Annotated in this window: 7 protein-coding genes and 1 tRNA gene; all 8 read left to right on the top strand. The window is 49.6% G+C overall.

Annotation, left to right across the window (positions count from 1 at the left end; all coding sequences use genetic code 11):
• The first annotated feature begins 2 nt into the window (after nt 1-2).
• Nucleotides 3-1019, top strand: a complete 1017-nt coding sequence (locus HPS55_RS09845) for a DUF4271 domain-containing protein (RefSeq protein ID WP_172177792.1) — start codon at nt 3-5, stop codon at nt 1017-1019.
• Nucleotides 1020-1026: 7 nt separating this feature from the next.
• Complete coding sequence (locus HPS55_RS09850; RefSeq protein ID WP_172177790.1) at nt 1027-1776, top strand: uroporphyrinogen-III synthase; 750 nt, start codon at nt 1027-1029, stop codon at nt 1774-1776.
• A gap of 20 nt (nt 1777-1796) precedes the next feature.
• Nucleotides 1797-2261, top strand: a complete 465-nt coding sequence (gene rnpA / locus HPS55_RS09855; protein WP_172177788.1) for a ribonuclease P protein component — start codon at nt 1797-1799, stop codon at nt 2259-2261.
• Nucleotides 2258-2512, top strand: coding sequence for a membrane protein insertion efficiency factor YidD (yidD, locus tag HPS55_RS09860; protein WP_172177786.1), 255 nt, complete (start codon nt 2258-2260; stop codon nt 2510-2512). Before rnpA ends, yidD begins: the two co-directional genes overlap by 4 nt.
• Nucleotides 2513-2579: 67 nt before the next feature.
• The gene (gene tyrS, locus HPS55_RS09865; protein ID WP_172177784.1) at nt 2580-3878 is read left to right on the top strand and encodes a tyrosine--tRNA ligase; all 1299 of its coding nucleotides are present in this window, start codon (nt 2580-2582) and stop codon (nt 3876-3878) included.
• A gap of 104 nt (nt 3879-3982) precedes the next feature.
• A tRNA-Gln gene (locus HPS55_RS09870) sits at nt 3983-4053 on the top strand.
• 187 nt (nt 4054-4240) lie between these two features.
• Nucleotides 4241-7900, top strand: coding sequence for a glycosyl hydrolase (locus HPS55_RS09875; RefSeq protein ID WP_172177782.1), 3660 nt, complete (start codon nt 4241-4243; stop codon nt 7898-7900).
• Between the two features lie 1449 nt (nt 7901-9349).
• Nucleotides 9350-12880 (top strand): hypothetical protein, encoded by a 3531-nt coding sequence (locus HPS55_RS09885; protein ID WP_172324939.1) that lies wholly within the window; start codon nt 9350-9352, stop codon nt 12878-12880.
• Nucleotides 12881-13016 lie beyond the last annotated feature (136 nt).

Raw genomic sequence — 13016 nt, forward strand, 5'->3', positions numbered from 1 at the left:
CGATGTCTCGGCAGGATTCCATCGTACACGAATCAGTGGCGACCGTGGGGCATGATATCGTGCCATACGGTCGTCCGCTTACACCTGCGCATGTGTTGCGACGTCTGCCGCCCGATGCCACTCCTTCTCAGCAGGATTCGGCCATACAAGCGGTTTTCACTCCCGGTGAGGTACATTACAGCAACAGGCCCGACACACTCCATCTGCCATGTCATGATGCAGGCAGGAGCATTTTCGATGTCTCTCTTCCTGTATATTATGAAGAGAACTATTTCTCCGGCGACAGCCTCTTGCATCCTGAGATAAAGGGTGGGCGTCATGGAGTTTCGGGCGACCCCGTTCCTTATACCATGCGCGATGATGACATTATCACAGGGTTGCTTTTGTTGTGTTTCATTCTTGTGGTTGTGGCATTGTCCAATTCGCGCCGCTTCATTGTGCGCCAACTCAAGGATTTTCTATATGTGCCACATTCCGGGATATCTGCCATCACCGAGACTACTTCAGAGGTGCGTTTCCAGTTTTTTCTTGTATTACAGACGTGCCTTCAGTTCTCGATTTTCCAGTATTTTTATACCCGACACTATATCGGAAGCACGTTTATACTCGATTCCCAATACCATCTCATCGCTATTTATTTTGCCATGTTCGCGGGCTATTTTCTTTTCAAAGGCCTGTTGTATATGTTTGTCAATCCGGTACTTCTTGATTACAAAAAGAATTTACAATGGATGAAGTCTGCGCTCTTCATAACATCTACCGAGGGGGTGCTTTTGCTGCCGGTTGTCTTGCTTCAGGTTTATTTTGATTTGGAGATACAAAGTGTTGTTATTTACTTCATTGTTGTCTTGATTTTAGTTAAAATCCTGACATTTTATAAGTGCTACTTTATCTTTTTCAGAAAGGCAGGTGTCATTCTGCAAATAATTTTGTACTTTTGTGCCCTCGAAATAGTACCCATCGCAGCTTTATGGGGTGCGCTGGTGATAACAGGTAACCATTTGAAAATAAATATTTAGGACACCGATGATTAAGAAGATTTTGGTTTCGCAGCCTAAACCGATGAGCGAGAAATCCCCCTACTTTGACATAGCAGAGAGATTTGGAGTGGACTTAGTGTTCCGTCCTTTTATTAAGGTAGAGGGTTTGACTCCGAAAGAGTTTCGTCAGCAGAAAATAAGTATTTTGGACTATACGGCGATTGTTTTCACGTCACGTCATGCCATAGACAATTTCTTCACTTTGGCAAAGGACATGAGGGTGGTCATTCCTGAGGATATGAAATACTTCTGTATCACCGAGACCATTGCACTCTATATCCAGAAGTATGTTCAGTATCGCAAGCGCAAGGTGTTCTTCGGTTCGACAGGCAAGATAGACGACCTGATACCGACGATGGTCAAACACAAGACCGAGAAGTTTCTCGTGCCTATGAGCGACGTTCACAATGACAATGTCACAAGATTGCTTGATGCCAAGAAACTCAACCATACGGAATGTGTCATGTACCGTACGGTGAGCAATGATTTCACTCCCGAAGAAATCGAGGCATTCGACTACGACATGCTGGTATTTTTCAGTCCGGCCGGAATAGAGTCTCTTATAAAGAATTTCCCCGACTTCAATCAGAACAATATATCAATAGCCACTTTCGGCCCTGCTACGGCAAAAGCCGTGAAAGATGCCGGTTTGCGGCTTGACCTTGAGGCACCTTCCGAGAAATATCCTTCGATGACAAGTGCACTTTTGCATTATCTCAACGAGCATCAGGGGTAAGAATTCCATTACGACATATCATGAATATTCCGGCAGAGTCAACTGCAAAATTCAGTAAAGGAGAGCGTATTGTCAGTCGTCGGCAGATAGAGAAGCTCTTTGGCGGAGGTAACCGTTCTATGGCAGCCTATCCTGTGCGGATGGTTTATATGTCCATGTCGCGCGCTTCGCACGATGAGGCAGTGCAGGTACTCGTGACTGTGTCGAAGCGTCATTTCAAGCATGCCGTCAGACGCAATCGTGTCAAGCGCCAGTTGCGTGAGGCATATAGGGCAAACAAGCATTTGCTTTATGATGTCTTGCAACACATGCCTGACCGTTCGTTGGCTCTGGCATTCATTTGGCAGTCCGATCGCCTTTATGACAGTACGGAGGTTGCTTTTGCCATGGAGTCGTTGCTCAGGCGCTTGTCCGAACGGCTTATTCGTCAGTTGCATGTACAAGTTGTTGATGAAGTCCGGTTGGCTGAGGAGGATGGATTATGACGTTCCGGTCGTCGTCTTTACTGATACGTCTGCGTAGTGTGGTTGTATGGCTTTTATGTCTGCCGATACGTTTTTATCAGAGATGTATCTCACCGCTCACCCCGCCAGCTTGCCGTTTCACTCCTACGTGCTCCGAATATACCCGTCAGGCTATTGTGAAATATGGTCCGCTGAAAGGTGTTTGGCTTGGATTGAAACGTATTTTACGTTGTCATCCGTGGGGCGGTCGCGGTTATGATCCTGTGCCGTGAAATGCCAGTTTGTTTGGACTTTCTCAATATCCGATAAAATAGCATAACAAAAAAATCGATAAATACAATGACAAAAAACTTTGTTGAAGAATTGAAATGGCGTGGTATGCTCGCGCAGATAATGCCCGGTACGGAAGAGCTTTTGCAACGGGAGATGGTTACGGCATACCTCGGTACTGACCCCACGGCCGATTCTCTCCACATCGGTCACCTCTGTGGTATCATGATGCTGCGCCATCTGCAGCGTTGCGGTCATAAGCCAATCATCCTCGTCGGAGGGGCCACCGGCATGATTGGCGACCCTTCGGGCAAGAGCCAGGAACGCAATCTGCTTGATGACAAGACGCTCTATCATAATCAGGAATGCATCAAGCGGCAGGTGGCCAAGTTCCTTGACTTTGACAGCAACGAGGCCAATGCAGCCGAAATGGTCAACAACTACGACTGGATGAAAGATTTCACTTTTCTTGATTTTGCCCGCGTTGTCGGCAAGCACATCACTGTCAACTACATGATGGCCAAGGATAGTGTCCAGCAACGTCTTAACGGTACCGCCCGCGATGGTCTGTCGTTCACCGAGTTCACATACCAGCTTCTTCAGGGTTACGATTTCCTTTATCTATACGAACATAAGGGCTGCAAGCTCCAGCTTGGCGGTAACGACCAGTGGGGAAACATGACAACCGGCACCGAACTCATCCGTCGTACTCTCGGTAGCGAGGTTGAGACTTACGCATTGACCTGTCCGCTTATCACCAAGGCTGACGGCAAGAAATTCGGAAAGACCGAGAGCGGAAACATCTGGCTTGATCCCAACCGCACAACACCTTACAAGTTCTATCAGTTCTGGCTCAATGTCAGCGACGATGATGCAGAACGTTATATCAAGATATTCACCAGTCTTGACAAGGATACCATTGATGTTCTTGTCGAAGAACATCGGCAAGACCCCGGTCGCCGCATGCTTCAGAAGCGTCTGGCAGAGGAAGTCACCGTGATGGTCCATTCCCGCGAGGCCCTTGACATGGCCATCGAGGCAAGCAACATACTTTTCGGCAAGTCAACCAAAGATAGTCTCCAGCGACTTGACGAGCATACACTGCTCGACATTTTCGAGGGTGTGCCGAGTTTTGAGATATCCGCCGACAGAATAGGTCAGCCCGCAGTTGAACTGTTCACTCAGGATGCTGCTGTGTTTGCCAGTAAAGGCGAGATGCGCAAACTTGTACAAGGTGGTGGCGTGTCGCTTAACAAAGAAAAACTTTCTGTATTCGATCGTCCTGTAACAGTCGACGATCTTATCGATGGAAAATACTTGCTTGTTCAGCGGGGGAAGAAGAATTACTATCTGATAACGGTGAAATAATGCCGTTTTCAGGCATTCCGTATAATCGGTATGCTAAAAAACAGTGCATAAAATTTGGTGGTGGAGCGAAAAAACACTACCTTTGCACTCGCAATTGGTGGTATTGGACCATGGTGTAATGGTAACACTACAGGTTTTGGTTCTGTCATTATGGGTTCGAGTCCCGTTGGTCCAACACTGTAAGAAAGCGGATGATGCGTAAGCATTATCCGCTTTCTTGCATTAAATAGCATTAGTATGATATTAAAAAATGTGAAAGGCTTGCCTCTTTTTGTTACCTATCCTCACTTTTTTAAAGATTAATTGTAAATTTGCCCACAATTATTTTTTTCTATATCCTAAAACTAACTAATGATTATACAATGAAACGACTTGTTGTAAAATGGACCGTTGCTGTATTGGCTCTGTTTGTTCCGTCTATATCAGTACTGGCGGCTCAGACCAAGCAGACGGTGAGCCAGGTGACCTCCGAAGTCACGCTTACCGGTGGGGTAGATTATATTGTCACCTCGTCCACACCATTCGGAACGTCGGGATTGGTAAACATTGCCGACACGGAGCATTCCGTACTCATTTTCACCAATGTGGTGCCTTCGCGGGCCGCCTCCATGCTGTCGCGCGTTCGCATTGACGGCCGTGCCGCAGTAAACAATGTCAACTGTATGGTGCGCATGTATGCCGGTGGTTCCATCATCCTGCCTTACAGCAGTGATATCAAGCCCCTCACCGTCTACACCGGTAAGGGGTGTACCGGCGAGACAGCCCGATATGCCGTTGGTGGCCGCGTGTCGCTGCGTGGTGATGCCATGAACAACAGCATCCGCAGCTTCACTCTCAAACGTGGCTATATGGTGTGTTTTATGACCCGTAGCGATGGTACCGGCTATAGCCGTGTATTCATTGCCGACTCAGAGGACAGGACCGTCGACCTGCCTGCCATCCTCAGCGGCACAGTGTCTGCCCTTCGTGTGCAGCAGTGGAACGACTCCGGTAAAAAAGGATATGCCGGCAATGCCGTCGATGCCAATACTGCCCTGAACACAACATGGTGTTACAACTGGGATGCAGGTGTCAACGTATGGGCCGACCGTGAATATGTCACCCAACACCACCATGAAGGATGGCCCGGTATCAGCGACGTGGGCAATAACGGTACGTCAGCCTGCATCCTCGGCAACAATGAACCCGACAATGTCAATGACGACCGCGAGCAGGTCAACACTGTCGAGGAAGTGCTTGCCACATGGCCTCAGATGATGGCCACAGGTCGTCGGCTCGGTTCGCCGGCCATGTCGAGTGATCTCAACTGGCTCTATCGTTTCATCGATTCTATCGACGCCCGCGGATGGCGTTGTGATTTTGTAGTGATGCACTGCTACTGGTACAGCGACTGGAGCAGCTGGTTCAACACTCTGCGTACGGTCCATAACCGCACCAAACGTCCCATATGGATAACTGAGATGAACTACGGTGCCAACTGGACCGGCTGGCCAGGTAGCGACCGTACCGGTTCCGATGCCAATTTTGCCATTGAGAAACAGCATTTCGCGCCTGTTGTCGACGGACTTGAAGCCACAGACTGGCTCGAGCGCTATGCTGTCTACAACTGGGTGGAGGACTGTCGCTCGGTGTACCTCAACGGCAAACTTACTCCCATGGGCGAGTACTATGCTGCCAAGGAGACCGGTATAGCCTATAATCCGACATATGAAGTCGTGCCCACCATGCCGAAATGTTACGATCCGGACAATCTCGTGGCTGTATATAACAAGACCGACGCTACCACTACGCTCACTTGGCACGACTATAACGGCGAGTACAACCGCAGCATGCTTGTCGAGCGCCGTGTGTCATCGAGCCAGTGGGAGACCGTTGCCGAGATAACGCCCAAGGAAGAAGGTGCCGACTATGAGTACACCGACACTACATCACCCTATGGGACAGTCTTTCGTATACACATAGTCGATGCGTCGGGTCGTGGCCGCTATACCGGTGAGGCAGCCTCGGCCATTACAGATGTCGAACCGGGTGATGCCCTCACTGCCGATGGCCGGACATTCTATGTCGGAGGCAACATCTTTGTCAACGGCGACTTCAACCTCGGACTGTCCCATTGGACCGATGCCGCCGGCAACGCCCTTGCCGCACCGTGGTTTGAGGCTGTGCCCCGTGGTGGCATCGATGGCGGCAGCTATCTCCAGGCATGGGGCAACGGTGACAACACTGCTCCGCAGTCGTTGCGAAGCGTTGTCGATGTAAAGCCCGACACTTATTACTATTGCTCTGTGGCCGGTCGTGGCGTGAGCGGCACCGTACGCCTCTCTCTGTCTTCCAACGGCACCCGCGAGACCGAGCGGCTTGTATCCTTGTCCAATACGTCCGACTGGGCAGTGCAGTCGTCCATAACCAACAGCATGATATACAAATACTGTATAGTCAACATGCGCGACCTTGCCGCCACCGCCCAGATAGACCGTATGATGCTTTGCGAACTGTTCACCACCCGCGAGGCCGCTTTGGCCGATGCCTTGGAGAAAGCCCGCGTGCATGCTGAGGCATTCAAGGCTTTCAATACCCGTCACGCTGCCATGAACGCATGGCTCGACGCCCGAATGGCCGGACCGGAGTGTACCGCGGCCGACATTGCCGATGCCATTGCCACCGTGCAGACGGCCATAGTCGCCGTAGACTCGTTGCGGCTTCTATATGCACATTCGTCGCCCCTCTTCTCCGAGGGACTGATGACAGACGACGCCGGGGGCGGACTCACATGGGCCGAGCGCATCGATGCCCTCGACAGCGAGCCGGATTTGGCCGTTTCCACTCTTGCTCTTTTCCGCACTATGCGCGACGAGGCTTGTCCGGTCACAATCCTTGACGATGCAGTGAAGGCACCGGCATTTTCGGGCAGCACCGCCGGATGGAACCTTGCAGCCGGCACATACCGCGGAGGCCGTCAGCAGGCGGCCACTGTAGCTGGACGCACCTGTTGGAGCGCCCTGTGGACGAATGTCACGGCCGAGGAAGGTGCCGGCACTACGCTTGCCGTCAACCAGACCCTGAAAGGCTTGTCCCACGGATACTATCAGTTGGAGTGCAAGGCGTCCACGCAACACTACTGCATTACAGACCAGCATGCATTCCTCACAGCCGATAACGTCACAGCCGTTTCGCCGTCAATGACTATTGCCTTGCAGGACATTCCCTCCGTAGCCGATGTCGACAAGTGGGAGACGCTCGTCACTTCACCCGTGTATATTGCCGACGGTGCCGGAGTTACCATCGGTTTCGAGAGTTCGAAAGCCGGTGCCACCGATGGTCAGTGGATGGCCTATGCCAATACCACCAATACCGGTGACAACCGCGAAGGCTGGTGGTGTGCCACCGATTTCTGTCTGCGTTTCATTCCTTTCTACAAGCGTACACTTGTCGAGGGTGAGCAGTGGGGCACCATATGTCTGCCGTATGCCTTCACCACCGACAGCGAGACCACGCTCTACCAGATAGCCGGAGTCACTGCCGATCTCAAGTCTGTGTGTCTTGCTCCCGTCGACGAGACAATAGCCGGTATGCCCTATGTATTCCGGACCACATTGTCCGAGATGCGCTTTCGCGAGACGGGTAAGGCCGTGGCAACAGCCGTCACTACCGACCAGAATTTCCGTGGCAACTTTGTTGCCGTATCCAAGGCACCGGTCAACAGTTATGTCCTGTATGGCAATGAGTGGCACCGCATCAATACTACTGACGACCGCGTACCTCTGACCGATTTTGGCGGCATGTTGCGCAATGCTTCCAAGCTCACTGTCATAGATGATTGGCAGGGTGACACCATGCCTATTAACGATCTCGAACGTGACATCACGGCCATCGATGCCGTAAATGCCGATGCAGCCACAGGCACGTCGCGTCTTTACGATGTTTCGGGCCGTCGCGCTTTTGACGGCCATACCCCAGGCGTCACTATCCGTGTGGCCGGTGATAAGGTGACAAAGGTGATTGGGGGAAAATTAAAGAAATGATTTTACTTTAACGAGTGTTAACGCGTAGGAAACCGCCGTTTTCGGGCAACAACCCGAAAACGACGGTTTTTTGTGTCGAAAGGGGAACGCTGATAATCAGATACTTATGAAAATATAGATTTGTCAATAAAGCAGAGAGGGCCTCGTTGTCTTGCCGTAAGGCCCTTACGGCATCGCAACGAGGCCGTCGTTGCAATGCGAAACGGCCTTTGTGGGAGTGTCGGGAGGGTCTTACGGCAAGATAGGCCTCCCAAAAACAAGTGTCAAGAAAGCAGAGAGACCCTCTTGGCTTTTCTATTTTAAGAAAAAAGAAATGCGTTTTTTTCAGAATAATCATGACATGGAGATATGGATTTGCTTTTTGGCTGAAAATATGAATTTGTTTTTTCCTGAAGATATGGATTTGCTTTTTTCCTGAAGGCATGAATTTGTTTTGGGTAAGTAGTCAATAAAACTACATTATCGTACGGACGTAGGATGAACGAACTTTGGATGGGTGCGCCCCAACGGGGCAGCGAGCACATAGCCCGGGGCAGAGCGAAGCGGTACCCCGGGAATAACACGATTGTACACACTCGCCCTGCAAGGGCAAAAGCATTAATTATCAGGTATTTACAGTTTATGTATTGTGTGTTTTTTTTGCTTTTGCCCTTTCAGGGCGCGGGGATTTACGATGTATGATTCCCGGGGTGCCGCTTCGCTCTGCCCCGGGCTATGTGCTTGTTGCCCCGTTGGGGCGCGTTCTAATTTAATACTGTTGACTAACTTATTATATTAATTTTGACTATGATTTCATACATGAACGACAAGTTTTGGATACCCTACCTTCAGGGCGCATCTATTTCGATATTCATATTCCATCCAATGTTCATATTTCATCCAATGTTCATATTTCATCCAATGTTCATATTTCATCCAATGTTCATATTTCATCCAATGTTCATATTTCATCCAATGTTCATATTCCACTCGGTATTCATATTCCACCCGATGTTCAAATAGGTCCAACAATGGTAAACAAGTATCCGGTGAGCTTCATGCGTATTTAATGATGTGGCGTGTCCGAAAAGACTCTGGCGTCTGAATCGGATTTCATGCCATCGTGTGAGACGGTGAAACTGGCTTTTGTCGCTTTGCGACTCAGGCTTTTTGTATAACTTATAATTTTAATGTTACTTAAATGTTTCTTTTGAAAAATGATTCTTTTTTAGTGCATTTTGTCAGTGTGACCTCTAAAAGTGTTAAAGTTTGTTGTATTTTGTACACTTTTTGAAATTTTCTGGGGGGGGTAAAAATTTATATTTATATTTGCGCCATAAAAATACTTCGGCAATATAAAACCAAAGAAAAGACTAAAAAACCGTTGGATAGAGAATGGCAGATAACTGACTATTGAGACAATATTTTTTATAAAATATACTATTAACTAACAATTAAAAACTTAGGATTATGAAAGTTTCAAAACTACTCGCTATGAGTGCGCTGTTGCTTACGGGCAGCAGTGTTGCGGAAGCTGCTCTGGTCGATGGCGTAAGGCAGAAGCCTGAGCCAAAGACAACTGCTTTCGAGTGGAACACCACGTTGTATATGTACAACACCGGTGTCAAGAAGTATTTCCTTGGAGCCAATAGTTGGGACACGCGTGCCAGCGTAAGCGACAAGGGATACAAGGTGAAGTTCACCAAACATATTGAAGATGGATTGGAGTGGGATGGCTCTGCCGCCATTCTCAACGACTCTGTCGAGACCAAGAAAGCATGGTTCAAAACATTTATCGGTGATGCAGACGGTGTTTGCTGGGTTGACTGCAACAACAACGCCGATACCATCTGGGCCATCAAGAGCGTCAACGACGGATGGCGTATCAGTGCATCTGAGTACAACCCAGCTTTCAATTCCAGCACTTATCCCGATACTTTCTTTGGAGTAAAGGCTGGAGACGAGAATGCCACTCCCGAATTGTTCGCATTCCTTACTGAGGAAGACAATGTGGACTGGAAGTTTGTTTCTCAGGAAGACTATGCTCTCCACCAGGAGGCAATTGCCGTTTACAAGAAAGCCGAAGAGCTGCGTGCTCTCATGACCGAGGCACAGACATTGGGCGTTGACTATTCTGCAGCCAAGGCAGTATACGAGAACGAGGCCAGCACAATGGAGGAGATCGAGGCCGCCATAGCCGCCCTTGATAAAGCCATTGTAGAGGCTAAGGAGAATATTGCCACGGTTGACAATCCTTCAGACTTGACGTCGAAGATTGTAAACCCCGGATATGAAAATGCCAATACCGGATGGAGCGGTACAGCTCCGGCGTTCGGCTTCGGAGCTGCCGAGTTCTACAACAAGGCATACAACGGCTACCAGCAACTGACCGGTCTGCCCAATGGCGTATATGCCGTAAGCCTGTCGGCATTCTACCGTGCAGGAAATTCGGAACCTGCATATCAAAACTGGAAGAAGAACAATGCCGAGGCCGGTTACGCCAAACTCTATGCCGCTGCCGGTGAAGATTCAGTCCGCACATCCATCATGTCCCCGTTTGTGGGCGTTACAGCCAACAACTCTCTCGGAGGTAACGAGAGTAGCGTTATAGATGGTGAATATACATACTATATTCCCAATAACATGGAGACGGCTGCCAATTACTTCAATGCCGGATACTATGCTGGCAACACGGTGCTTGTTGCCACAACGGACGGTACTCTGACTATCGGTCTGGAGAAGAAGACCACAATAGGCGGTGACTGGACACTCTTCGACAACTGGAAGCTGACATACTACGGAAACAAGCCCGAGGCATACGCTCTGTGGATGAGCAGTGTGTTGAAAGACTTCGAGGGCGATGCCGAACCGGGTGAGGACGTAGTATATACATACAGTGCACTCGATGACTACAAGGCTGTGCTCGACGAGGTGAAAGGCGCTTCCGACAAGGATGCAATCTTTGCGGCCATCAAGCAGCTTGAGGCTGCCAAGGCCGATCTGCAGGCCAATATCGCAGCATGGACCGATCTGCTGGCCGCAGTGGAGAAAGCCCGCGAGGTGGCCTCTCGGCCTAATTCCGAACTTGCCGGTGAGGACAAGGATAAGTTGGCCGATTATGTAGATTTTGATTTTGAGGATATTCTTGCTGAACGTACATTGACCACTGAGGAGGTTATTGCCGAGACGGAGAAGGTGAAGAAGATGACACAGGATGCCATACAAAACGGTCTCGTTGTCGGACAGAAATTCGAGATTCCCAATCCCGGTTTCGAGGATGGTGCGACCGGATGGCAGGGCAATCCTACCATCGGTGGTTCAACCAATAAATGTGCCGAGGCTTATCAGAAGAAATTCGATGTATATCAGATTGTGAAGGGCGCTCCACAGGGAGTCTACAGCATCAATGTACAGGCATTCTTCCGCGACGGCTTAAATGACGCTGCATGGGCAAAATACCTTGAGGCTGAGGGTAATGTTACATCCCCCATTACGGTATACCTCAATGGCAGCACCACACCTATAAAGAACCTTTATGATGAGAAGGTGACCGATGCAGATTACTTCGACGCGACAGCTGATCCCGCTCCCTATCAGGCAGAGGACAACGACGGAAATATGTACTGGTTTGCCAATGACATGAAGAACGCTTCCGTTATGTTTGCCGATGGCAAATATAAGAGCCAGGCTTTCGGTCTTGTGGCAAAGAAGGGCGATGATATGCGCATAGGTATAAAGGGTGATGCTTCGGCAAGCGGCAACTGGGCTATATGGGACAACTTCGAGTTGATTTACGAGGGATTCAAGGCTGAAATTATCCAGCCCGTACTCGAGACAGCCGCCGATGCGCTTAACTCTTCTGTCGACAAGACTATGGGTACCGAGGTGTGCGACAAGATTAACGGTGTTGTTGAAAATGCCGCTGACGCTCTTGAACAGACTGATGGCGAGGTGATGTTCAATGCTCTCGTAGAGGTTATGGCTCTGAGCGATTCTATCGCCAAGTCTGAGGCTGTGTTCACCGAACTCAACAATATGATAGATCCGTTGGGCGAGGCCATCTTCCAGTCTGCAAACAAGGCAGTTAAGGCCGAGGCAGAAGCTCTTATCGAGAAGATGCAGGAGGCCGTTGGTAATGGCGGTACGGTGACAACAGCCGAGGCTGCCGCTCTGATAGCAAGCTGCAAGGATGTTACTATACGTCTTGCCCTGCCCGAGGGTACGGCAAGCGCATCCAACCCGCTCGACTACACCGCTCTGATTCAGAATCCTAATTTCGAGAAAGACGGTGTCAACTCTATCGAGAGTTGGAACGGAACATCCGGTTACAACTTCGGTAACGACGATACTCAGAAGTCGACCCTGATGGTTGAGTTCTACAACAAGACATTCGACATGTATCAGGATATCGCCCTTTCCGAGGTTCCCAACGGTTACTACAAACTCACATTGTCTGCTTTCAACCGTCATGGCGGCATTGCAGAAGACTATGAGGCATGGTCGGCAGATCCCGACAACAGTGAGGCCAAACTGTATGCCGTTTCGGGCGGTAAGACAGTAGAGACTCCTATTGCTCTGTTGTCTTCCGGTGCAGGCGAGGAGAAGCTCGGTATCGGTGATGAGGTGGCTACCGGTGACGGTAACATCTATGTGCCCAACGACATGGTATCTGCAAACGCTTACTTCACTCTTGACAATCCGCGCTATGTGAACGAACTCGTGATCAAGGTTACCGACGGCAAACTCCGCGTGGGTATCAAGAAGGAGACCAATGTGGACACAGGTTGGGTAATCATGGACACATGGAGACTCACATACACCGGCAACGATATGCCTACGGATGGTATAGAGAACGTTAACGGAACAGTAGGAACACCTGTCAAGGTTGAATACTTCAGCATCGACGGTATGAAGTTGAGCAAGCCCTCCAAGGGTGTTGTCATCATGCGTGCTACTGATGCAGCCGGCAACGTGACTGTGAAGACAGTAGTTGTTAAATAAGCTCCACCGGAGCAAATAACGGGAATCGGGGCAGGGGAGGCCCTGCCGCCGGTTCCTTTCCTTTTTTGAACATACATAATACTTACATACTAACAATTTTTAATCAGGTTTCATTACCGAAGAATAACAGACTCTT

The organism is Xylanibacter rodentium (assembly GCF_013166575.1).
Lineage (GTDB): Bacteria > Bacteroidota > Bacteroidia > Bacteroidales > Bacteroidaceae > Prevotella > Prevotella rodentium.

What these genes read in the sequence shown, in the direction of transcription:
- tyrS (WP_172177784.1), top strand. Translation starts at nt 2,580, where the DNA reads ATGACAAAAAACTTTGTTGAAGAATTGAAATGGCGTGGTATGCTCGCG.
- HPS55_RS09885 (WP_172324939.1), top strand. Translation starts at nt 9,350, where the DNA reads ATGAAAGTTTCAAAACTACTCGCTATGAGTGCGCTGTTGCTTACGGGC.
- rnpA (WP_172177788.1), top strand. Translation starts at nt 1,797, where the DNA reads ATGAATATTCCGGCAGAGTCAACTGCAAAATTCAGTAAAGGAGAGCGT.
- HPS55_RS09850 (WP_172177790.1), top strand. Translation starts at nt 1,027, where the DNA reads ATGATTAAGAAGATTTTGGTTTCGCAGCCTAAACCGATGAGCGAGAAA.
- HPS55_RS09845 (WP_172177792.1), top strand. Translation starts at nt 3, where the DNA reads ATGTCTCGGCAGGATTCCATCGTACACGAATCAGTGGCGACCGTGGGG.
- yidD (WP_172177786.1), top strand. Translation starts at nt 2,258, where the DNA reads ATGACGTTCCGGTCGTCGTCTTTACTGATACGTCTGCGTAGTGTGGTT.
- HPS55_RS09875 (WP_172177782.1), top strand. Translation starts at nt 4,241, where the DNA reads ATGAAACGACTTGTTGTAAAATGGACCGTTGCTGTATTGGCTCTGTTT.